This window comes from Citrobacter sp. MGH104 (assembly GCF_001034485.1).
Classification (GTDB): domain Bacteria; phylum Pseudomonadota; class Gammaproteobacteria; order Enterobacterales; family Enterobacteriaceae; genus Citrobacter; species Citrobacter freundii.
Window position 1 is genome coordinate 3,543,927 of record NZ_KQ089818.1, and the last position, 21,284, is coordinate 3,565,210.

A 21,284-nucleotide genomic window follows, 5' to 3' on the forward strand; every position below is an offset into this window, starting at 1 on the left:
GTTTCCCCCTTATTCCTCAGCAAAACCTTCGGCAACATCTGGCCAGCTAATTTCACCGCTGGTCTTGTCGATACTAATATAAGCCACAGGAGGCGACGTTTGTGGGTCGGCCCCTCCGCGACACAATGCAGTTTGATGATCCTCGCGTACGATAATCTCAATGGCCTTTTTAGCATTCCAGCTTTCATAAAAAATGCATTGATAGTCCGGGCGAAGGCTGAGGGTCGCGACTCGTGTAGCTTCGTCTGTCGATAATGGATTGATATCATAGCGGTAGTTATCACCGCTGTTTAAAGGCTGGAGTTGTGACTTTTTCAACCAGCCGCGTACGATATGGCGATCGGTGGTGTAATAAACCGCTTCAATAAAGTCATCTTTTGACTGCTCTTGTGTGGAAATAATGTCGCCGGGAACCAAAAAAACGGACTGGCTGCGGCACTGTTCCGTTGGCATGGTATAAAACCAGGCGCGATCGTTGCCTGTAACCTGATAATGATTATCAGCAACGGGGGGCATTCTTTCGCGTTGCGGCATCTCTTTGTGCGCCCATTTCTTACAGGCCGGATTTACGGATAAGGGAGTCGTCAGAGGTACCAGACCTTCAGCCGCGACCCAGCCTGTGGCGAACATGCCTTTGGCATCACGGTATCGAACATAGCGAAAAGTATGAACGGGAGCGTCTGCTGATTGGGCCGATCGCGCTTCTCTTAACACCTCTACCGTATTGCCGTTGACCAGGAAAGCAGGGAGCTGACATTCAACATCTGGTGCGGAGTTGAAGTGTAGTCGGGAGGTTGTTTTTACCTGAGCGGTTTCATAGAGATAATCAGCCGCGCCTGCCGCGATACCTGCTGTCGCTTCACAATTCTGCGCGGCATAACCCAATGGCGATACGGCACACAGAATGAGTGGCGCGATGAGTCGTTTGTCCATTTCTTTCATTCTTCCTTGTTAATGGCGCTGTAAAGGCCTGATGCTAGAGCTCCCGCCACTCGCCGTTGGCGAGATTATCCAGCGTGTAATCCCCCATAGCATAGCGAATGAGACGCAGCGTAGGATATCCAACATGTGCTGTCATACGGCGAACCTGGCGGTTGCGGCCTTCATATAAGGTGACTTTCAACCAGCTGGTGGGAATGTTTTTTCGTTCCCGAATCGGCGGATTTCTCGGCCACAGCCATACAGGTTCCTCTACTACCTCAATGCCTGCGGGTAGCGTGGGGCCATCATTGAGCGTTACTCCGGTACGCAGGGCGTCCAGCGCTTCTGCTGTCGGCTCGCCTTCAACCTGGACGTAATAAATTTTCCCGGTACGCTTACCGGGTTGCGTTAACCGCGCCTGCAGTGCGCCGTCATTGGTCAGCACCAAAAGCCCTTCGCTGTCCCGGTCGAGTCGGCCCGCCGCATAAATTCCCGGCAAGGGAATAAAATCTTTTAACGTGCTTCTGCCAGCCTCGTCAGTAAATTGTGGCAAAACATCGTAGGGTTTATTGAACAAAACCACGCGTTTTGGCTGGTTTTCTTTACGCTGCTTAGTGACTTGTCGTGAGCTGAATCGCTCAACCCGGTGATTTCTAAAAGAAGTTTTTTGCATGGTATTTTCAGATTATATCAATTGCCGCATTATAGCCTAAGAACGAGTGTCTTTCATGGCGGCGAACATTAGGGTAGTATTGACATGCTCATTACAAAACATTAACAAAAAATTGCTCTAACGCATTCGTGCAGCAGGACGCAAACGCACATGCAGCGCGATGACAGACGAGCAGAACCAGAAGCGCTCGAAGGAGAGGTGAATGGAAAGCAAAGTAGTTGTTCCGGCGGAAGGTAAGAAGATCACCCTGCAAAACGGCAAACTCAACGTTCCTGAAAATCCGATTATCCCGTTCATTGAAGGCGACGGTATCGGCGTTGATGTAACCCCACCGATGATCAAAGTTGTCGATGCTGCTGTCGAGAAAGCCTATAAAGGCGAGCGTAAAATCTCCTGGATGGAAATCTACACCGGTGAGAAATCCACTCAGGTTTATGGCCAGGACGTCTGGCTGCCTGCTGAAACCTTAGATCTGATTCGTGAATATCGTGTTGCCATTAAAGGCCCTCTGACCACTCCTGTTGGCGGCGGTATTCGCTCTCTGAACGTAGCTCTGCGTCAGGAACTTGACCTGTATGTCTGCCTGCGTCCGGTGCGTTATTATCAGGGTACACCAAGCCCGGTTAAACACCCTGAACTGACCGATATGGTCATCTTCCGTGAAAACTCCGAAGATATCTACGCGGGTATCGAGTGGAAAGCTGACTCTGCCGATGCTGAGAAAGTGATTAAATTCCTGCGCGAAGAGATGGGTGTGAAGAAAATACGCTTCCCGGAACATTGCGGTATTGGTATCAAACCGTGTTCTGAAGAAGGGACTAAACGTCTGGTACGTGCAGCGATTGAATACGCCATCGCCAACGATCGTGATTCAGTTACCCTGGTACACAAAGGCAACATCATGAAGTTCACCGAAGGCGCGTTCAAAGACTGGGGTTACCAGTTAGCGCGTGAAGAATTTGGTGGCGAACTGATCGATGGCGGTCCATGGGTGAAAATCAAGAACCCGAAAACCGGTAAAGAGATCGTAGTTAAGGATGTTATCGCCGATGCGTTCCTGCAACAGATCCTGCTGCGCCCGGCTGAGTATGACGTGATTGCCTGTATGAACCTGAACGGTGACTACATCTCCGATGCGCTGGCCGCACAGGTTGGTGGTATTGGTATCGCGCCGGGTGCAAACATTGGTGACGAATGCGCACTGTTTGAAGCAACTCACGGTACTGCACCGAAGTATGCAGGTCAGGATAAAGTGAACCCAGGTTCTATCATTCTGTCTGCAGAAATGATGCTGCGCCACATGGGTTGGACCGAAGCGGCTGACTTAATTGTTAAAGGTATGGAAGGCGCGATCAACGCGAAAACCGTAACCTATGACTTTGAACGTCTGATGGACGGCGCTAAGCTGCTGAAATGTTCAGAGTTTGGTGACGCGATCATCGAAAACATGTAATCCAGATTCTGGGTTGTAAGTGAACGGGAGCCAGGTGGTTCCCGTTTTTTTGTGTCTGATAAATTCTTTCCCTGTCTTTTTATCCGCCCAATACCAGGGGGTATCAGGGCTTGTTGTGGTCTATTTATGTTTGGTTTAGCTAAAAAAAGGCAAAACGAGACTAAAGCCTCCGACATAAAGCGCTGACCAGGTCGCCGCAGAGATCAGACTGACTGCATACACTTTCACTGGATGAAGATGCAACATTCCAGCAACTAATGGCACAATGTAACGCAGCACGGCAATAAAGCGCGAAGTAAAAAGTATCGGTACAGAACTGTTTTGCAACCGGCGTCGAACCCGTACTACTGTATCGGCATGACGCGACATGATGCGTGCCAGCCAGGGTAGATGTCCCATCATCATTCCAAGGTGATAATTAACAATTGTCCCGCACCATGCGCCAATCATTACAGCAATTCCCGCTTCCCATGGCGCAATAGTCGCCTTGCCGACGGAAATTACAGCAACCAACATAACAGATGCTGGCGGTAATACAGCTGAAATGAGGAACGTAGATTTTGCGAATGCTATTCCAAAAAGCAGGCCCCACAGGCTGAAAGGATGAAGCGCGAAATGGCTCATCAACGCGTTTACCCACTCCATCAATGCTTCTCCAGTTAAGGTTCCTTGGCTATTTAACCGCGATACGGCTTAATCAGGCCTCAACACAGATGAATTACTGACTGCTGCACTTAATCCCGGCTGTGACAGCTGTCTGCGTATAGCAGCAGAATACAGTTGAGCGGGATAGGGTAAAGGAAGATGAATCGAACGCACTTAATCTGAAACCAGCCACATATCAGCCTCTTCAAACATTTCCTGGACAGTACGGCTTATCTGTTCCTTCTCGTGCTTGCTGGCGTCAGTGTTGATCGCCGGCAATGTCATCATCGGTTTAACACGGACATCAGCGTCGGGGAAAATCCGGTGAACCCTCTTGGTCAATTCGCCCAGAATGATATCTTTTGCACCGGGCAGCCCATCAAAATTCCTTTTGTCATAAACGAGTTCCACGAACATTGCTTATCGTCTCTTTGCTGGATGGATATACAGTATTTATACTGTGTTTTTATCCGGTATTCAAGAGAGGGCATAAACATGGGCTTTCCTTCACCTGCGGCAGATTATGTTGAAACACGAATCTCCCTCGATCAGCAACTAATCAGCCAGCCCGCAGCGACTTATTTCATGCGGGCATCGCGTTCACATTTCAGGGAAGGAATACTTCAGGGGGGCTGCTTGTTGTGGATGCGTCACTTACTGCCTGCGATGGCTCATTGCTGATATGTGCAATTGTAAGTAGCCCGCATAATCGTGCCATTCACTCTTAGAGATCATCCGGCATAATCAATCTGCCAAAGCGGACATTGGTAAGCTCATGCAGTATGGATTCACGAAGAACATACGTTATATTTTGTCCTGATTGACACGGGATGAAAGCTCCTGATGGCTCTCTTTTCGCTCGCTGTAACGATCTGCAAGATAACTGGTTTGTCCCTTAAGCAGCAGCGTGATTTTAAACAGCTCCTCGGCTACATCGACGATGCGGTCATACCATGAAGAAGGTTTCATTCGTCCGTTTTCGTCGAACTCTTGCCATGCCTTGGCTACAGAGGACTGGTTGGGGATCGTAAACATCCGCATCCAGCGACCAAGTATACGCATCTGGTTCACGGCATTGAAGGACTGTGAACCGCCGCAGACCTGCATTACCGCAAGTGTTTTGCCCTGCGAAGGACGAATCGCTCCTTCACTTAAGGGTATCCAGTCAATCTGCGCCTTCATGACTGCGCTCATAGCACCGTGCCGTTCCGGAGAACTCCACACCATCCCATCACACCATCTGACCAGACCGCGCAGCTCGGTGACTTTGGGATGCGTGTCCGGCGCATCATCCGGCAGGGGTAAACCGGAGGGGTTAAACAGTTTCACTTCCGCGCCCATCGCCGTCAGCAGGCGACCGGCTTCCTCCGCGGCAAAGCGGCTGTAGGAGCGCTCTCTCACTGAACCATACAGGATCAGAATCCGTGGTGGCTCCTGCACGTTCAGGCGTTCAGCGATGTGTTGATCAAAGCATTTAGTATTCAAGGCAGGAAATTGTTCCATTTTTCTCCTCCAGAGAGAGCTGATGATTTCAAAGTTGATACATATGATTTATCATATGTGTATTCTAAAGGGAACGGAGAGAAAAATGCTACAACCTGTTCAGCTTTTCAAAATCTTGTCAGATGAAACTCGTCTCGCCATTGTCATGCTTCTGCGGGAGTCCGGAGAACTGTGCGTGTGCGATATCTGTGCAGCTACCGCCGAATCACAGCCTAAAATATCACGCCATATGGCCGTCCTGCGCGAGGCAAAGCTTGTTCTTGATCGTCGGGAAGGGAAATGGATCCACTATCGTCTGTCACCTCATATTCCGGCGTGGGCCGCTGAGACAATCACGACATCCTGGCTGTGCCTTCGGGAGGATGTGCGGGAATGGTTGGCAAAGTCGGCCTGTACCTCCTGCTGAGGCAGGAAAACATATTTACATAATCATATATAACGGAGTCTGAAATGTTTTTGGCAGGGAGTATATTTTTACTGACGCTGGTACTGGTTATCTGGCAACCCAGAGGCCTGAGTATTGGCTGGAGCGCGAGTATTGGAGCTGCGCTGGCGCTGGGAACCGGAGTCATCCATATCGCAGATATTCCCGTTGTCTGGAATATCGTCTGGAACGCGACAGCGGCATTTATTGCGGTCATTATCATCAGCCTGTTGCTTGATGAGTCCGGCTTCTTTGAATGGGCCGCACTGCACGTCTCCAGCTGGGGTAACGGACGTGGCCGCCTTTTGTTTACCTGGATAGTCTTGCTTGGTGCCGCTGTTGCTGCGTTGTTTGCCAATGACGGCGCTGCGCTGATCCTGACGCCGATTGTAATTGCGATGCTGCTCGCACTGGGATTCAGCCAGGGCACGACACTGGCGTTTGTCATGGCCGCAGGATTTATTGCAGATACGGCCAGCCTGCCGCTAATTGTTTCTAACCTGGTGAATATCGTCTCGGCGGACTTTTTCGGTCTGGGCTTTACGCAGTATGCCTCCGTTATGATCCCCGTAGATGTGGCAGCGATTGCGGCCACTCTGGTCATGCTGCATCTCTTCTTTCGCAGGGACATTCCGGCGAAGTATGACGTTTCGCTGTTGAAGACGCCTGCCAGTGTGATAAAGGATCCGGCAACGTTCAGGGCGGGCTGGATTGTCCTGTTATTGCTGCTTGTCGGTTTCTTTGTTCTGGAGCCACTGGGGATCCCGGTCAGTGCGATAGCGGCTACTGGCGCAGCAATACTGTTTATAGTGGCGAAAAGAGGTCATGCCATCAACACCGGAAAAGTCCTCCGCGGTGCGCCATGGCAGATCGTTATTTTTTCGTTGGGTATGTACCTGGTGGTCTACGGCCTGCGCAATGCAGGGCTTACGGAGTATCTGTCTGACGTGCTGAACCTACTGGCAGAAAAGGGGTTATGGGCAGCAACGTTCGGCACCGGCTTCCTGACCGCGTTCCTGTCGTCGGTGATGAACAATATGCCGACGGTGCTGATTGGTGCACTGGCGATTGACGGGAGCACGGCGACTGGCATCGTCAAAGAGGCAATGATTTATGCCAACGTGATTGGCTGCGATTTAGGCCCGAAAATCACCCCGATTGGCAGTCTGGCAACACTGCTTTGGCTGCATGTGCTTGCCCAGAAAAATATAACGATTACCTGGGGATATTACTTCCGTACGGGTATTATCATGATTCTGCCCGTGCTGTTTGTCACTCTGGCCGCGCTGGCGTTGCGGCTCTCCATCACTTTGTAATGAGATACAGATATGAGCAACATTACCATCTATCACAACCCTGCCTGCGGCACTTCTCGCAACACGCTGGAGATGATCCGTAACAGCGGCAACGAACCAACGATAATTTATTATCTCGATACGCCACCGACCCGTGATGAGCTGATTCAACTTATTTCAGATATGGGAATTACGGTGCGTGCATTACTGCGTAAGAATGTTGAGCCTTATGAACACCTGGGTCTTGATGAAGAGAAATTTAGTGATGAGCAGTTAATTGATTTCATGCTTCAACATCCGATCCTGATTAATCGGCCGGTAGTCGTTACGCCGCTTGGCACTCGTCTTTGCCGTCCTTCAGAAATAGTGTTGGATATTCTACCGGAAGGTCAGAAAGGAGCGTTTACCAAAGAGGATGGCGAGAAGGTCATTGACGAAACGGGTAAGCAGATTAAGTAATCTGCCCACTTCAAAATATCGGACGCCTGTACACGCTATGCGGGCATCCGGTTTTCGCTCAAATCGGACCTCTGCGGCAGCAACAGCTTTACCATCGAGGCTTGCCATTAGTGGTAGTGTGTTGAATGCGCTGGCGTGAAAAACTTGGATTCTTGGCGAAAACTCTTCCCCAAAACTAAAACCAAAGTTTAGATAATCAATGAGTTTAAAATGGTAGCTACTGGCTGATTTGAAAGTAGAGAGGATGATAATTTCGACTTTATCAAATGGTTGCTATGATTTTAGCAATGAAATGTTGCGCCACATGGGGTGGACCGAAGCGACTGACTTAATTGTTAAAGGTATGAAAGGTGCGATCAACGCCAGGACCGTAACCTATGATTTCGAACGTCTGATGGACGGCGCTAATTTGCTGAAATGTTCAGAGTTTGGTGACGCGATCATCGAAAACATGTAATCCAGATTCTGAGTTGTATAAGAATGGGAGCCGATTGGTTCCCGTTTTTTTACCTGCAAAGTGCTTTCCTGGCACTCAGACTATTAAACTCATTTTAATAGCACTAAAGATTTAATTTTTATCTTTGTCATTACAATTCTATTTATTGATAAAAAATATCCATATCTTTCAATATTTATTTAAACCGATCCGGGTATGAGAACTAAATATAATTGAGCGGAGTTTGTATATTATTAATTATTATATGTAAAACAGTCGTTTTGAAAACAAGAAAATATTGGGGGTATATTAAAGGTGGTGGCGTTTTAATGTTATTTTACTCTAATGTTAAATCCGTTTTTATCAACATGTTATGATAAATTATTATTCTGAATGCTAATAATGTCCAAAAAAGAACATTTTTCCCGATTGATTTTTTATTACCTTTCTGTTTTTATCTTGGCGACATGTTTGAGAAATAAAATTCAAAGCATGACTCCTTGTTATGTATGTAACTTACTATATGAATAAATTAATGATAATACTGGTTGCGTTTTCTACTGTTTCTTTGATGTCTGGTTGCGTATCAGAAGAACAACGCTTAGCAAAGTGCGAAGCGAAGGGAATTAGCCGTGATGTTTGTTATCACGAAGAAAAAGAATATTGGAATAATTACAGTGCTAACATGAGTCGACTGCAGGCTGCTAATACACAAGCAGATGCTTTTAAAGAGTCTATGAGTGATCGCAAGAAACATAAGCATAATGATGACGATTAATATTTTAGACCACGTACATACTGTCTTGAGTGTTTATGTTCTTAACATTATAATCATTTATTAATTATTCAAATGCTTATGTTCAGGAATCACTCTCAAAAGCGTATTTTTTTCTGTATATAGTGATGAAATAATGCAGCGCCAGCATGGACTGCAATCAGAAGTAACAGATATTGGCGAGTTGACTCCCCCCCAAGGCCAGAGGTATTTATGATAACAATGGCCTTAATTTGGTTTGAGAAAAACGCTTCGCCTGCTGTATGCAATCATTCTTTTGATGAAAATTTGTACGGGAATACGTGCAGGGCATTGGCTGCAATGGGGTAAACACCAAGGCCTTCTGTTCGAGCTTTAATTTCCTCGAATGAGAGTGAAGGGGAAGGTTCTCGTCCTCCCCACAGATTAATACCTTCAGGAACATCGTCCCGACTGTACTCCTCGGCGATCTCAATAGTTCCGCCGCTATTCAATTCGATCACGACGCTTTTTCCGTCAACAGGAATGAGATTCCCTTCATTGTCAGTGATAAAGATTTTCATTTGCTTACCTCTTATTAGTACATTTATATGATAGCAAAATCGGAAGGAGGGATGTCATTATTGTTATGATCTTTCTTGGGCTAATTTTATATAAAAATCAATTCCTTATGTTGTGGCTTTGGAAGTGTGACTGGGCGCATGGCGACTTTTGATTCTATCTACCATGCTCTGTAGAGATAAATTAGAACACGTCAATGCTCATCGCAACGACTGATCAGTTTTCGCCACGGGACATGAGAATGCGCAAAGTACTTTTACCGGTAACCGCTGCGGTGTGTCTTTTTTTGATAGGTGTTTTTATTCTTAATATGCAGCTTTGGTATTCCTCTTCGACAGAAACCCTTGGAGGAGCCAGATATGCCGCCAAAAATATGGATAACATACTGGATGAAGCTTTCCAGGCAACTCGAACCGCTATGCACATCGCCGAAAAAAAATGCGATCTGGAGGGTCAATACCAACTTGGAACTGAAGCTGCACTTCGCCCTCATTTGCGGACGCTGATCATTATCCGACAGGGGAAGCTTTGGTGTACGTCACTGCCAGGTAATCGGATCTTGCTTAAGCAAATTCCGGTGATTGCTGATACAAATTTGCTGCTTACTCCCGCAAGAAATACGGAAAATGAGATACCCGTTCTGCTGTATCAAACTCGTTTTCAAACCAACCACATCATTGTCACCATTAGCGGGGTGCATATCCGTGGAGCATTGAATGTTCCGTTAAAGGGGGTGACATATTCACTACTCGTAGGTGACGAAGTGCTTGGTTATTGGGCGATGTGGAAACCGTTACAGCAAGCTCACAGATGTCTGGTCAGGAGAATTCCGCAAAGTATCCGTTCAGCATTATTTATAATGAACCGCCATTGTTTAGTGCAAAAAGGCTGGTTACACAAGGTTCAGGGATTCTGGTTTTTATCCTGTTAATATCTTTCGCAGCCGCTTATGCCATTGATAAATATCTAAATAAGAACGATACCCCAGAAGAAACGTTGCGCAGAGCGATAGTAAAAGGAGAGATCGTGCCTTTTTATCAATCTATCGTAAATGGTCGTGAAGGGACGTTACGCGGTGTTGAAGTACTGGCCCGATGGAAACATCCAAAAGCCGGATATATCTCTCCTGCCTCCTTCATTCCCGTCGCCGAAAAATCAAGCCTGATAGTGCCACTAACTCAAAGTCTGATGAGGCAGGTTGCGGCGAATATGAACGCCATTGCCAGCAAACTGCCATCTGGATTCCATGTTGGTATTAACTTCAGCGCATCCCATATCACTTCCCCTACATTTGTTGAAGAGTGTCTGAAATTCAAAGATAGCTTCAGCCGCCATGATCTCAACCTGGTGATTGAAGTTACTGAGCGTGAGCCATTACATGTAGATGAAGAACTTGTGCAGAGGCTCAATATCCTGCATGAAAATGGCTTTGTGATTGCGCTTGATGATTTTGGTACGGGCTATTCTGGGCTTTCTTATTTGCATGACCTGCACATTGATTACATTAAAATCGATCAGAGCTTTGTGGGAAGGGTTAATGAGCTTCCCGATTCAACCCGAATTTTGGATTGTGTTCTCGACCTGGCGCGCAAGCTGTCTTTAAGCATCGTTGCAGAAGGAGTTGAAACGAAGGCTCAGCTCGATTATCTCAACAAAAACAACATTGTTTTCCTGCAAGGGTACTATTTCTATAAACCAGTAACCTTCACTGAGTTCGTCATGATTCTGCTGGCAAAGCCTAAAGTGAAGGTTTTTGTCGAATAAGTACAGGATAACCTTATTGATGAAAAGGGGGTATGAAATCTGCTTCGGGAGTAAAAATCCGATGATTATCTTTATCGTGAGACAAATCTCAGATTCTGTTATTTAAAATCTATACCCTTATCGATGTGGTGGTTATTTGTGTTTTCATATACAGCAACTGGATAATGGCATGGCAGATATAACATTCGCGATGGAGCGTGATTCAAGTCACAGTGCAGCGAAAAAAGAGTTGGATGTGCGAAACAATACGAAGTACACAAACCGCAACCAGCTTGCGATTGCCGCAGTACTGTTTTTAGGTGGTGTCGTCGGGGTTATTGTTTTGGCATTGTATCTCATGGCGCAAGAAGGGGTGTTTCTGTATTAATTGTTTAAATATTCTTACCGTTGGTGTATTGCTAGTAGGAGGTGGAACAAGCTACTTCTTCTGTATTGATGAATGGAATAACATCGTAGGGAATAGCTGTTTGTGGAGAAAGATTGTAGATCTTACCGTCATAGTGGCTACTTACATAAGAAAATGACCTTAATATAAAGCTAAGATCAGCGGGTAGAGTCGTGGGTTGAGCGTTAACTTCATTGTAAAACCGTTTACAGCCACCTTTCAAATCTAAACCTGAAAAAATTATTCTTTCAAATTTTAGACTAATGGCTATTTGTAACGCGCTAAATGCGACCGTAGCACTACCAAAATGACCATGTGTTACATCAGTTGAAAATGCAATTGTTTTCACTTTTCTGAATGCAGAGCATTTAATTCGAAGATTCCTGTTAGTCATTGTTTTTATTTTATAGCGAATCTTTCTACCGATACCACCTCTGGATTTGCAAATGTCCTTTAACAGAAAACATGTGTTGAGCAAGTTCCCTGCCTCTGTTGAATCAGCTCTTTTAATAACATCTTCACTAATAAAGGTATGCTGGGCATAGGTGCTATATTTATAAAATAATTCTTTGTTGTTTTCATAAAAAGAACCGTCACAAACAACATAGATAAATACAGGGACATTGTTGTTAATTAAATAGCCTGCGCTACCATTTACGCAAATGCAGTTTTTACTACGCATTATCTCAAGGGGCGTATCTAATGATGAAGGTCCAGACAAGTAAATAATACAATCATCGGAAACTCTTTCACCCATTATTCCATTAAGTATTTCGTGTGTGATGAGCATGGCGGTTACCGTGGATGTTATTTTTGAAATAATAACATTGAGTATCCGTTCCAAATCAAAGAAGATGTTTCTTTTTGTTTTTTAAACTTGAAGAATTGATTATGTGAATGTATTTTTATTATTATTTTGATAAATGTTTTTTGAGAGTAAGGTCTGGTAACTCAGAAAAATATGATGATGTTGGCTTTTGTTTTTCGGTTTTTAAAATCTAGGCATTTGTTGTGTGAATAAATCTGATTCTGGTGTTCTTGCCTGGTAAGAATTTAACATGAAAATTAGTTACTTTTAGTTACAGGTGGCTGAGAGTGTTTTAATCATATCCTTATAAAGAGTGCGATTTTATAACATCATCCGCCTGTTATTTGATGTAACATAATTCCTGACGGGCTATCAATTCCAGTCCGTCAGGAAGGGAAAACAACATTAGAACTGATAGTTTAACGATACCCAGTAGTTACGGCCCGGGTTTACGTATCCGGTAGTGGATTGTGCAGTCTGATAATAATCACCTGCGTAGGTGCTATTACGGCCCACCTGGTAAAGTTTAACCTCGCTAAAGTCTTTATCCAGCACGTTATTAACTGCCGTATTAAGTGTCAGATCTTTGGTCAGTTTGTAAGACATTCCCATGTCCAGGACGGTCCAGGCTTTTAAATTAGCACCTTTATCGTCATAGACGGCTTTTTGTACTGCGCTGAGATTGTCGTAATTTTCCGTGAAGCGTGGGGCCTTACCGCGATAACGTGCGCTCAGCCAGGCGTTCATATCTTCCGTTGCCTGCCAGTTCAGACGGGCGTTAGCCATATGCTTTGGTGTATAGCTTAACGGCGCGCCTTTATTGTCACCATCTTTTTGCTTGCTCTGAGTGTAGGTGTAGTTGAGAGATAAGGTCAGCACATCCGACCATAGAGGGAAGGTGCTGGCAAATTCAACGCCATCGGTCCTCGCCTTGCCGCTGTTGGTATAACTGTTGGTATTATCATCGATAGAATACGAGACAATTTTATTTTTGTATTCAGTATAGAAGCCGGTAATGTTGGCGTTAAGCCCGGCGTTGTTCTCGTAATACAGCCCGGTTTCGTAGCTGATGCTTTCCTCTGGTTTGAGGTCCGGGTTCCCGACCGTATTCACCGTTCCTTGTGCGGTTACGCCGCTGATCCCGTTATGCAACTGGCTAAGTGATGGCGCTTTATAACCGGTCGTTACGCCGCCTTTGAGCGTCCATTCGTCGGAAACATCCCAGACCATATAGGCTCGTGGGCTGAGATGACCGCCAAAGACATCGTTATGCTCATAGCGTGTTCCTGCGGTTAAGGCCAGCGAATCGAGAATATGCCATTCATCTTCCGCATAGGCTGCCCACGTTTTTTGGTGGAACGTCTCGCCGGTATTGGCCAGCACCACACCATCTTTCATTCGTGCATCCCAGTATTCCCCGCCAAGGGTTAAGAGGTGCGAATCACCTAATGGTGTCAGTAGCACTGAGTCTAGTATGACGTTGGTGTTCTTCAGTTCACGCGCGTCACCGGCACGACCTGCGTTCTCTGGCGTGAGTGCGGAGGAGACCAGTTGTCGGCCTTTGTTCTCGGTCTCATTCCAGCCGAGGGAGGATTTCCAGGTGCCGAACGTTAAGGCTGTATCGTGGCCGAGGGTCACTTTGTTACGCTCATAGCGCAGCGTTTTATCATAACCTCCCGTCAGGTTACCCAACTGACCGTCATCGTTGTCATAACGCTGTCTGGCGGAGTCGAGATCCAGCCACAGCGTATTGCTTTCGTTGGCTTTCCAATCGAATCGCGTGCCAATATTGTAGTTTTCCGACTCGGTTGGATAAGGTACGCGGGTGGAAGAGGTATCGCTCAGCGAAGTGACGCTGGAACCCTGACGCTGGGTGGTGCTCCCCCGAACCTGCATATCCAGTACGCCCGCGATTAACGGGCCGCTTGACCAGAAGTTGGCGACCGTACTGTTACCCCATTTATTACTCTCTTGCAGGTTAACGCCGGTATTGATGGAAGTGCTCCATTTATCGGTGCTTTTTTTGGTGATGATATTCACCACGCCACCGATTGCGTCGGAGCCATAAAGCGTCGACATCGGGCCGCGGATAACCTCAATATGATCGATTGCCGCCAGCGGGGGCATAAAGCTGGTATTCATGGCAGAGAAGCCGTTTGGCGTCACGTCGCTGCTGCCGTTTTGACGAATACCGTCAATCAGGATCAAGGTATAGCTGGCGGGCATGCCACGGATGCTGATCTCCAGACCGCCAGTTTTACCGGTGCTGCTTTCAACATCTACCCCTTCAACAGAACGCAGGGCTTCACCTAAGTCATTATATTTATTGGTTTGTAACTCTTGCTGCGAAATAACAGAGACGCTGGCGGCGGCATTGGTGATTTTCTTTTCGTAACCGGAAGCGGTTACCACCATGACATCTTCAGCAAATACTAGGGGGCTGGAAAATCCTAAACAGGACAGAACGACAGAGGCAACAGGTTTTAAACGCATAGTCAAACTTCCTTTGTTAAAAATCAAAGGCAGTAAGATAAGTGATCGTAATGATAATACAAATAATTATCATTACAAATTTACATAACTTGTCACTTCTGGTGTTTTTTTTGAATAAATATACATAAATTGTCATGAATTTTAGATAAGGAAATAGCAGGAAGGGTAGATAGTCCGCATGAGTAATTATTAGATAGGGATTAATATTCCTTTGAATAAATGGCGAGGGATTAATCTATATTTTGAGATTCACATCGTACTCATAACGGAGTATCAGAAAAAAGTATGATAATTTTAGAAAATCGTCATACTTTTCTGCGCCGCATCATTTTTTTCGTCATTTCTGTCCGCCATAATCCCTTCCCCAGGAGACTGCTTAACGACTGTAAATCGTTATGCAGCATAAAAATAACGTAAATCTGGATAACATAATGATCAAAGGCAAGCTGGCACTGCTTACGTGCGCATTGACTCTCGCATTAACCTCACCACTTCTCGCCGCGCAAAATGCGAGCGAAGGGCAGACGTTAAAACTGGCAATTGGACCGGAGCCAACGGAAGGTTTTGACCCGATGCTGGGCTGGAGTCATGGCAGCTATCTGCTTTTGCATGCACCATTATTAAAACAAAATGCAGATATGAGCTGGGGAAACCTGCTGACGGAAAAAGTAGAGACCAGCGCAGACGGCAAAACCTGGACGTTGATGTTAAAACCTGACCTTAAATTCTCTGATGGTTCGCCGTTAACCGCTGAAGATGTGGTGTTCACCTATAACAAAGCAGCAAAAAGCGGCGGCAAAATCGACATGGGAAACTTCACCCATGCCAGTCTGAAAGATAACCGCACGGTAGAAATTACGTTGCGTAGCCCGCAAAGTACCTTTGTGAACGTGCTGGGTTCATTAGGAATTGTTCCGCAAAAACGGTATGACGAAAAAACATTCGCTAAAAATCCGATTGGCGCGGGTCCGTATCGACTGGTGAGTTTTCAGCCGGGGCAGCAGTTGATCGTTGAGGCTAACCCCTGGTATGCCGGTAAGAAAAATGATTTCAGTAAGCTGGTGTTTGTCTTCCTTGATGAAGATAACGCTTATGCCGCAGCGCGTAGCGGCCAACTGGGACTCGTACGTATCGCACCGTCGATGGCGGTCGCTCCTCAGCAGAAAAATTTGAAACTTTGGGTACGCGACAGCGTGGAAAACCGGGGCATTGTGTTCCCGATGGTTCCTGCAGGTAAAAAAGACGCCAATGGCTATCCGATTGGGAACGATATCACTGCCGATGTTGCCATCAGGCGCGCCATCAACTACGCCATCGACCGTAAGCAGCTTGCCGATCAGGTCATGGAAGGTCATGCGATTCCGGCGTATAGCGCGGTTCAGGGGCTGCCATGGCAGGGACAATCAGTTGCGTTCAAAGATGGCGATAGTGAAAAAGCGCGAACGATTCTGGAAGAAGCCGGCTGGAAGGTGGGTAAAGATGGCGTACGTGTGAAGGACGGTAAAGAGGCTCGCTTAACGTTGTGGTACGCCAGCGGTGACAGTACACGCCGGGATTTAGCCGAAGCCGTACGTGCGATGCTGGAGCCAGTGGGTATTCAAATTTCTCTGCAATCCGGGAGCTGGGAAACTGTTGAGCGGCATATGCATGCCAACCCGACGCTGTTTGGCTGGGGAAGTCTGGATCCGATGGAGCTTTTCCATCACTACAGTAATCAGGCTGCGGGCGTGGAATATTACAATCCAGGCTATTACAGCAATCCTGTCGTTGAGCAGCATCTTAAACAGGCAATTGACGCTCCGGACTGGCAAAAAGCGTTGCCGTTCTGGCAACAAGTTGAGTGGGATGGCAAGCAAGGGGCTGGCGTGCAGGGCGATGCTGCCTGGGCATGGCTGCTGAATATTCAGCATACCTACCTGGCAAATCCGTGTATTGACTTAGGTAAAGGCGCACCGGAGATTCACGGTAGCTGGTCACTGCTCAATAATCTGGATGAATGGACCTGGACCTGCCGTTGATGAAGTCTGTTGTGGGCCATTTTCTACGGCTGATAGTGTTATTAGTGCTGGTTGCGGCTGGCACTTTTGTGCTGCTCAGCTTTTCTCCGGTCGATCCGATTCGGGCTTATATCGGCAACGATCTCCTGCATGTGCCGCCGGAGCAATATGCGCGTATCGCGGCTCGCTGGGGATTGGACCAACCGCTATGGGAGCGTTTTAGTCACTGGTTTGTCCGTGTATTACAGGGCGATCTCGGCTATTCAATGTTGTTTAACGCACCGGTTGCCAGCGTGATCAAGGAGCGCTTTGCGACTTCGTTTGCGCTGCTTGGTGGCGCGTGGCTACTCTCTGGCATATTGGGAACGGCAATGGGGTTTGTCGCGGGTCGCTACCTGAATCGCTGGCCGGATAAAGCAATCTGTCGCCTCAGTTATCTGCTTTCTTCGCTGCCGACCTTCTGGATTGGCATGCTGTTGCTGGCATTATTTGCCGTGCGCTGGCCGGTATTTCCGGTCTGCTGCGCGTGGGAGCCGGGCAATAGCGGCGATATGGCGACGCTGACTGAGCGTCTGCGCCATCTGGTGCTTCCCGTTTGCGCGCTCAGTTTGCTGGGACTGGGACAAATTACGCTTCATACGAGGGAAAGCATCGCCAGCGTGATGAAAAGCGATTTTGTCCGTTTTGCGCGTTCTCAGGGAGATAAAGGCTGGTCACTGTTACGCCATCAGGTTCTGCGTCATGCAATTACGCCTGCACTGTGTTTGCAGTTTGCCTCGCTGGGGGAGCTGTTGGGAGGCGCATTATTGGCCGAAAAAGTCTTTGCTTACCCGGGACTGGGGCAGGCCACTATTGATGCCGGATTACGTGGAGATCTGCCGTTACTGATGGGAATTGTATTGTTCAGTACCGTATTGGTGTTTATTGGTAACTCGCTGTCTACCTGGCTTGTCCGTATGTTGAACCGTGCTCTGGAACGACCTGATGCTCTATAACCCGACGCCGACGCTGATTCGTCTTTTGCTTTCTTTTAGCTGCCTGTTATTCATTGCAGTGTATGGTGCCGCAATGCTGGATAACCCGTTGAGCGTTAATCTGCTTGCCCGGCATTTACCGCCTGATGCGCTGTACTGGTTTGGCACCGATAACCTTGGTCGCGACCTGTGGATCCGTTGTTTTCAGGGGGCACTAACCAGTCTGCAAATTGGTATTGGCGCGGCATTGTGCAGCGGTTTCATCGCGTTAGTGATGGCGGCGGTTTCGCGCATACATCCGCGTCTGGATGTGCTTATGCGCCTGATTACCGATGCCATGCTGTCGATGCCGCATCTGCTGTTGCTCATTTTGATCTGTTTTACGCTGGGCGGTGGGAAAAACGGCGTGATTATGGCGGTTGCGCTGACCCACTGGCCGCGTTTGGCGCTAATCCTGCGTGCTGAAGCGCAGCGCGTGGCCCACAGTGACTACTTGACGCTGACCTGGCGCCTGGGGCACGGCCATTTTTACTGCTGGCGACATCACTATCTACCCGCCTTATTACCTCAATGGCTAACGGGAACACTACTGATGTTTCCCCACGCGGTGTTGCACAGTGCGGCGTTAAGCTTCCTCGGTTTTGGGCTGGCACCGCATGAACCGTCACTGGGACTGCTGCTGGCGGATGCGCTGAGATTTATCAGTCATGGCGATTGGTGGTTGGTGCTGTTTCCGGGACTGATGCTGTTCAGTCTGGTGATGTTATTCGATCAGCTCGCAAGGGCGGTACATCGTTTATGGTTACAAGGTGACGCATGTTGAGTTTAAGACAGGTCTCGCTGGAGGTGGCGCGTTATCGCTGGTACGGCGCGAGAAACTGGTCTTCGCTGTTGCAGGATATCTCTTTCGACGTGGCACCGGGTCAAATGGTGGCGTTAGTGGGAGGAAGCGGGGAGGGTAAGAGCCTGCTGCTGCAATGCCTGCTCGATCTCTTACCGGAGAATTTGCGCTTCCAGGGCACTATCACACTGGAGGGCAAAACGCTGAACAGCGATGATATTCGCAAATGTCGTGGCGATACCTTCAGCTATGTCCCGCAAGGCGTTCAGGCGCTTAACCCGCTGCTCTCGATTGAAAAGCATCTGCGCAGGGCATGCCAGCTTTCTGGCCAACAATGGAATGCCGGAAAAATTGAACGATTGCTCCAGCGTAGCCGACTGGAAAGTCGCGTATTAGATGCTTTTCCGCGCCAGCTTTCAGGCGGTATGGCGAAACGTGTCCTGGCCTGTCATGCGTCTCTGAGTCAGGCTCGCTATATTCTGGCGGATGAAATTACCGCCTGGCTTGATGCACCTCTGGCTAATCAACTCCTTGAACAGTTGCGTGAGCAATGTGAGCAAGGGGCTGGCGTTTTATGGGTAACGCATGACCTCACGCTGGCGGCCCGCCATGCGGATCGTATTGTCGCGCTGCATCAGGGAAGGGTGTCGGATAACGTCAGCCGGGAACAGCTGTTACGCGGAGAGATTAGCGAACATCTGCAACGACAATGGCGGGCGCTGCCTGAAAGAAATCAACTTTTTGGAGAGCGCGATGTTGTGCTGTCGTGATGTAACAATCCGTCAGGGAGAAAAGGTTCTGTGGCAAAATCTGACCTTCTCTCTACACCCTGGAGAACGTATTGGGATTTGTGCGCCAAGTGGGACGGGCAAAACGACGCTGGGACGCGTGCTGGCGGGCTGGCAGAAACCAACTTCGGGTGACATTCTGGTTGATGAACAACCGTTACCGATGCACCAGTATTGCCCGGTGCAACTGGTGCCACAGCATCCGGAATTAACTTTTAACCCCCGACGCAGCACCGGTGATGCGGTTCATGATGCCTGGCGACCGGATGCTGAAATGCTTACCCGTCTTCACATCAACCCAGAGTGGTTAACTCGCCGCCCCGGACAACTTTCTGGCGGTGAACTGGCGCGAATTGCTTTACTTCGTGCGCTGGACCCGCGGACACGTTTTCTTATTGCTGATGAAATTACCGCCCAGCTCGATCCTTCCATTCAACGGGATATCTGGGCGCTGATGCTTGAAGAATGCCAGCGTCGGCCATTGGCTATGCTGATTATCAGCCATCAACAGGCCCTGCTTGAGCAGCTTTGTTCCAGCAAACTCCTTGTAACGTGAAATGAGATAAGGCTTGTAGCTGATCTATTGATTAAATTGATATGTTATATTATAACATTCACTCGCAAATGATTTGAGGGTGAAATTTTGGCTATTTGTATTAAAAAACTGACAATTGCTCTGGGGATGCTTGTAGTCAGTGGTTCGGTTATGGCGCACGGTCATCATTCCCATGGTGCGCCGATGAGCGAAGCAGAACAAAAGGCGTCGGAAGGGGTTTTTGATGATAACCAGGTGCAAAATAGGGCGCTGACCGACTGGGATGGCATGTGGCAATCTGTCTATCCGTATCTGGTCAGCGGCGAGCTTGATCCGGTCTTCAAAAAGAAAGCGGAGAAAGACAAAAGCAAAACGGCAGAACAAATTAAAGATTACTACCGTAAAGGTTATGCAACCAACGTAGACACCATCGGCATCGAAAATGACGTAATGGAATTTCACACCGGTAATCAGGTTGCATCATGTAAATACGACTACGCCGGTTATAAAATTCTGCACTATAAGTCAGGCAAGAAAGGTGTACGTTATCTGTTTGAGTGTAAAGACGCTAACAGCAAAGCACCTAAATACGTGCAATTCAGCGATCATATTATCGCGCCGCGTAAATCGAGCCACTTCCATATTTTTATGGGAAATACCTCGCAGGCAGCCTTGCTTGAAGAGATGGAAAACTGGCCTACCTACTACCCTTACCAGTTGAAGGGAGAAGAGGTTGTGGATGAGATGCTGCACCATTAATCCGGGCTAACCTTATCTGTACACACCCGTCACCAGTGGCGGGTTTTTTAATTCATAACCTTCTCTTTCCATCACCCGATGCATTCGTTAGCATATTGTCTCGCAGCAAGTGCATGTGTTTTTTCAGGAAGAGGTTAACGTGTTCGCAGAGTATGGAGTTCTGAATTACTGGACGTATCTGGTGGGGGCTATTTTTATCGTGCTGGTACCGGGGCCAAATACGATATTTGTGTTGAAGAACAGCGTTGGTCGGGGAGTGAAGGGCGGTTATCTCGCCGCAAGCGGTGTGTTTATCGGCGATGCCGTGTTAATGTTTTTGGCCTATGCCGGAGTTGCCGCATTGATCAAAACAACGCCCGTTTTGTTCAACATCGTTCGCTATCTTGGCGCGTTTTATCTGCTGTACCTCGGTGCGAAGATCCTGTATGCAACACTGAAATCGAAAGCTGGCGATGCCGCGCCTGAAGAAGTCCCGTTTGGCGCTATTTTTAAACGTGCGTTAATTCTGAGCCTGACGAATCCTAAAGCTATTTTGTTTTATGTGTCGTTCTTCGTGCAGTTTATTGATGTCAATGCGCCGCACTCAGGGCTGTCATTCTTTATTTTGGCTATTACGCTTGAGATAGTGAGCTTTTTCTATCTGAGCTTTCTTATTTTCTCCGGCGCGTTCGTGACGCAGTATATCCGTACGAAGAAAAAGCTGGCCAAAGTGGGTAATTCCCTTATTGGTCTGATTTTTGTTGGTTTTGCCGCTCGTCTGGCCACGCTTCAGTCGTGACGCCATTGGCCCGTTGGTTACGGCGGGCCTTCAATATT

Annotated in this window: 21 protein-coding genes and 4 pseudogenes; 16 read left to right on the top strand and 9 right to left on the bottom strand. The window is 47.6% G+C overall.

What is annotated here, in order from left to right; translation table 11 throughout:
* Positions 1-9: 9 nt before the first annotated feature.
* Positions 10-942: a hypothetical protein gene (locus SK34_RS16695; RefSeq protein WP_053064282.1), complete on the bottom strand. Its 933-nt coding sequence runs from the start codon at positions 940-942 to the stop codon at positions 10-12.
* Positions 943-976: 34 nt separating this feature from the next.
* Positions 977-1,594, bottom strand: a complete 618-nt coding sequence (gene rluE / locus SK34_RS16700; RefSeq protein ID WP_048233556.1) for a 23S rRNA pseudouridine(2457) synthase RluE — start codon at positions 1,592-1,594, stop codon at positions 977-979.
* A 202-nt stretch (positions 1,595-1,796) separates the two neighbouring features.
* Here rluE and icd point away from each other — a divergent pair, with 202 nt between their 5' ends.
* Positions 1,797-3,047: an NADP-dependent isocitrate dehydrogenase gene (gene icd / locus SK34_RS16705; RefSeq protein ID WP_003841892.1), complete on the top strand. Its 1,251-nt coding sequence runs from the start codon at positions 1,797-1,799 to the stop codon at positions 3,045-3,047.
* A gap of 135 nt (positions 3,048-3,182) precedes the next feature.
* Here icd and SK34_RS16710 read toward each other — a convergent pair whose 3' ends face one another.
* Together SK34_RS16710 and SK34_RS16715 are read right to left on the bottom strand one after the other, a co-directional pair.
* Positions 3,183-3,692 carry a DedA family protein gene (locus tag SK34_RS16710; protein ID WP_003030767.1) on the bottom strand — a complete coding sequence of 170 codons (510 nt, stop codon included), beginning with the start codon at positions 3,690-3,692 and terminating at the stop codon, positions 3,183-3,185.
* Positions 3,693-3,866: 174 nt separating this feature from the next.
* Positions 3,867-4,109, bottom strand: a complete 243-nt coding sequence (locus SK34_RS16715; protein ID WP_003840850.1) for a DinI family protein — start codon at positions 4,107-4,109, stop codon at positions 3,867-3,869.
* A 78-nt stretch (positions 4,110-4,187) separates the two neighbouring features.
* On the opposite strand from SK34_RS16715, the pseudogene SK34_RS24105 reads away from it, so the two are divergent.
* Positions 4,188-4,384: pseudogene (locus tag SK34_RS24105) on the top strand (S24 family peptidase); the annotation flags it as partial.
* Positions 4,385-4,496: 112 nt separating this feature from the next.
* Here the strand turns inward: SK34_RS24105 and arsH are convergent.
* On the bottom strand, positions 4,497-5,195 hold the full coding sequence (arsH, locus tag SK34_RS16720) for an arsenical resistance protein ArsH (protein WP_016150087.1): 699 nt from the start codon (positions 5,193-5,195) through the stop codon (positions 4,497-4,499).
* Between the two features lie 85 nt (positions 5,196-5,280).
* On the opposite strand from arsH, the gene SK34_RS16725 reads away from it, so the two are divergent.
* From SK34_RS16725 to SK34_RS16740, 5 genes and pseudogenes are all read left to right on the top strand, one after another.
* Entirely contained in the window at positions 5,281-5,601 is a 321-nt protein-coding gene (locus tag SK34_RS16725; RefSeq protein ID WP_003030762.1) for a transcriptional regulator, read from the top strand.
* A gap of 44 nt (positions 5,602-5,645) precedes the next feature.
* Positions 5,646-6,935 carry an arsenic transporter gene (locus tag SK34_RS16730; RefSeq protein ID WP_048233559.1) on the top strand — a complete coding sequence of 430 codons (1,290 nt, stop codon included), beginning with the start codon at positions 5,646-5,648 and terminating at the stop codon, positions 6,933-6,935.
* A gap of 12 nt (positions 6,936-6,947) precedes the next feature.
* Positions 6,948-7,373, top strand: coding sequence for a glutaredoxin-dependent arsenate reductase (arsC, locus tag SK34_RS16735; protein ID WP_003030760.1), 426 nt, complete (start codon positions 6,948-6,950; stop codon positions 7,371-7,373).
* A gap of 292 nt (positions 7,374-7,665) precedes the next feature.
* A pseudogene (locus SK34_RS24110) lies at positions 7,666-7,830 on the top strand (isocitrate/isopropylmalate family dehydrogenase); the annotation flags it as partial.
* 502 nt (positions 7,831-8,332) lie between these two features.
* Positions 8,333-8,587: a hypothetical protein gene (locus tag SK34_RS16740; protein ID WP_048233848.1), complete on the top strand. Its 255-nt coding sequence runs from the start codon at positions 8,333-8,335 to the stop codon at positions 8,585-8,587.
* Between the two features lie 60 nt (positions 8,588-8,647).
* On the opposite strand, the pseudogene SK34_RS25200 reads toward SK34_RS16740, so the two are convergent.
* Together SK34_RS25200 and SK34_RS16745 are read right to left on the bottom strand one after the other, a co-directional pair.
* Positions 8,648-8,748 (bottom strand): annotated as a pseudogene (locus SK34_RS25200) (cytochrome b); the annotation flags it as partial.
* Positions 8,749-8,853: 105 nt separating this feature from the next.
* The gene (locus SK34_RS16745; protein WP_032949082.1) at positions 8,854-9,126 is read right to left on the bottom strand and encodes a hypothetical protein; all 273 of its coding nucleotides are present in this window, start codon (positions 9,124-9,126) and stop codon (positions 8,854-8,856) included.
* Positions 9,127-9,365: 239 nt separating this feature from the next.
* On the opposite strand from SK34_RS16745, the pseudogene SK34_RS24115 reads away from it, so the two are divergent.
* Together SK34_RS24115 and SK34_RS16755 are read left to right on the top strand one after the other, a co-directional pair.
* A pseudogene (locus SK34_RS24115) lies at positions 9,366-10,888 on the top strand (EAL domain-containing protein).
* A gap of 169 nt (positions 10,889-11,057) precedes the next feature.
* Positions 11,058-11,255, top strand: coding sequence for a hypothetical protein (locus tag SK34_RS16755; RefSeq protein ID WP_003846684.1), 198 nt, complete (start codon positions 11,058-11,060; stop codon positions 11,253-11,255).
* A gap of 31 nt (positions 11,256-11,286) precedes the next feature.
* Here SK34_RS16755 and waaZ read toward each other — a convergent pair whose 3' ends face one another.
* A complete protein-coding gene (gene waaZ, locus SK34_RS16760) occupies positions 11,287-12,063 on the bottom strand; it encodes a 3-deoxy-D-manno-oct-2-ulosonate III transferase WaaZ (protein ID WP_003846683.1) in 777 nt (258 codons plus the stop codon).
* A gap of 423 nt (positions 12,064-12,486) precedes the next feature.
* Positions 12,487-14,574 (bottom strand): TonB-dependent receptor, encoded by a 2,088-nt coding sequence (locus tag SK34_RS16765; RefSeq protein ID WP_032936136.1) that lies wholly within the window; start codon positions 14,572-14,574, stop codon positions 12,487-12,489.
* 395 nt (positions 14,575-14,969) lie between these two features.
* Here SK34_RS16765 and SK34_RS16770 point away from each other — a divergent pair, with 395 nt between their 5' ends.
* The 7 genes from SK34_RS16770 to leuE all read left to right on the top strand — a co-directional run bounded on the left by SK34_RS16770 (position 14,970) and on the right by leuE (position 21,246).
* On the top strand, positions 14,970-16,592 hold the full coding sequence (locus SK34_RS16770) for an ABC transporter substrate-binding protein (protein ID WP_048233562.1): 1,623 nt from the start codon (positions 14,970-14,972) through the stop codon (positions 16,590-16,592).
* Positions 16,592-17,566 (top strand): ABC transporter permease, encoded by a 975-nt coding sequence (locus SK34_RS16775; RefSeq protein ID WP_046670781.1) that lies wholly within the window; start codon positions 16,592-16,594, stop codon positions 17,564-17,566. Before SK34_RS16770 ends, SK34_RS16775 begins: the two co-directional genes overlap by 1 nt.
* Positions 17,556-18,368, top strand: a complete 813-nt coding sequence (locus SK34_RS16780) for an ABC transporter permease (protein ID WP_044700048.1) — start codon at positions 17,556-17,558, stop codon at positions 18,366-18,368. Before SK34_RS16775 ends, SK34_RS16780 begins: the two co-directional genes overlap by 11 nt.
* Positions 18,362-19,156: an ATP-binding cassette domain-containing protein gene (locus tag SK34_RS16785; RefSeq protein WP_003846680.1), complete on the top strand. Its 795-nt coding sequence runs from the start codon at positions 18,362-18,364 to the stop codon at positions 19,154-19,156. Before SK34_RS16780 ends, SK34_RS16785 begins: the two co-directional genes overlap by 7 nt.
* Positions 19,140-19,730, top strand: a complete 591-nt coding sequence (locus tag SK34_RS16790; RefSeq protein ID WP_048233563.1) for an ATP-binding cassette domain-containing protein — start codon at positions 19,140-19,142, stop codon at positions 19,728-19,730. Before SK34_RS16785 ends, SK34_RS16790 begins: the two co-directional genes overlap by 17 nt.
* A gap of 87 nt (positions 19,731-19,817) precedes the next feature.
* Positions 19,818-20,468, top strand: a complete 651-nt coding sequence (gene zinT / locus SK34_RS16795) for a metal-binding protein ZinT (protein WP_003840861.1) — start codon at positions 19,818-19,820, stop codon at positions 20,466-20,468.
* Positions 20,469-20,607: 139 nt separating this feature from the next.
* The gene (gene leuE, locus SK34_RS16800; protein WP_003840862.1) at positions 20,608-21,246 is read left to right on the top strand and encodes a leucine efflux protein LeuE; all 639 of its coding nucleotides are present in this window, start codon (positions 20,608-20,610) and stop codon (positions 21,244-21,246) included.
* Positions 21,247-21,284 lie beyond the last annotated feature (38 nt).

Bases quoted from the DNA above. Each gene is read 5' to 3' on its own strand.
- SK34_RS16780 (WP_044700048.1), top strand. From the start codon at position 17,556: ATGCTCTATAACCCGACGCCGACGCTGATTCGTCTTTTGCTTTCTTTT.
- SK34_RS16730 (WP_048233559.1), top strand. From the start codon at position 5,646: ATGTTTTTGGCAGGGAGTATATTTTTACTGACGCTGGTACTGGTTATC.
- arsH (WP_016150087.1), bottom strand. From the start codon at position 5,195: ATGGAACAATTTCCTGCCTTGAATACTAAATGCTTTGATCAACACATC.
- SK34_RS16785 (WP_003846680.1), top strand. From the start codon at position 18,362: ATGTTGAGTTTAAGACAGGTCTCGCTGGAGGTGGCGCGTTATCGCTGG.
- rluE (WP_048233556.1), bottom strand. From the start codon at position 1,594: ATGCAAAAAACTTCTTTTAGAAATCACCGGGTTGAGCGATTCAGCTCA.
- SK34_RS16770 (WP_048233562.1), top strand. From the start codon at position 14,970: ATGCAGCATAAAAATAACGTAAATCTGGATAACATAATGATCAAAGGC.
- SK34_RS16715 (WP_003840850.1), bottom strand. From the start codon at position 4,109: ATGTTCGTGGAACTCGTTTATGACAAAAGGAATTTTGATGGGCTGCCC.
- SK34_RS16710 (WP_003030767.1), bottom strand. From the start codon at position 3,692: ATGGAGTGGGTAAACGCGTTGATGAGCCATTTCGCGCTTCATCCTTTC.
- SK34_RS16775 (WP_046670781.1), top strand. From the start codon at position 16,592: ATGAAGTCTGTTGTGGGCCATTTTCTACGGCTGATAGTGTTATTAGTG.
- SK34_RS16790 (WP_048233563.1), top strand. From the start codon at position 19,140: ATGTTGTGCTGTCGTGATGTAACAATCCGTCAGGGAGAAAAGGTTCTG.
- icd (WP_003841892.1), top strand. From the start codon at position 1,797: ATGGAAAGCAAAGTAGTTGTTCCGGCGGAAGGTAAGAAGATCACCCTG.
- arsC (WP_003030760.1), top strand. From the start codon at position 6,948: ATGAGCAACATTACCATCTATCACAACCCTGCCTGCGGCACTTCTCGC.
- SK34_RS16765 (WP_032936136.1), bottom strand. From the start codon at position 14,574: ATGCGTTTAAAACCTGTTGCCTCTGTCGTTCTGTCCTGTTTAGGATTT.
- waaZ (WP_003846683.1), bottom strand. From the start codon at position 12,063: ATGCTCATCACACACGAAATACTTAATGGAATAATGGGTGAAAGAGTT.
- SK34_RS16695 (WP_053064282.1), bottom strand. From the start codon at position 942: ATGAAAGAAATGGACAAACGACTCATCGCGCCACTCATTCTGTGTGCC.
- SK34_RS16740 (WP_048233848.1), top strand. From the start codon at position 8,333: ATGAATAAATTAATGATAATACTGGTTGCGTTTTCTACTGTTTCTTTG.
- SK34_RS16725 (WP_003030762.1), top strand. From the start codon at position 5,281: ATGCTACAACCTGTTCAGCTTTTCAAAATCTTGTCAGATGAAACTCGT.
- SK34_RS16745 (WP_032949082.1), bottom strand. From the start codon at position 9,126: ATGAAAATCTTTATCACTGACAATGAAGGGAATCTCATTCCTGTTGAC.
- SK34_RS16755 (WP_003846684.1), top strand. From the start codon at position 11,058: ATGGCAGATATAACATTCGCGATGGAGCGTGATTCAAGTCACAGTGCA.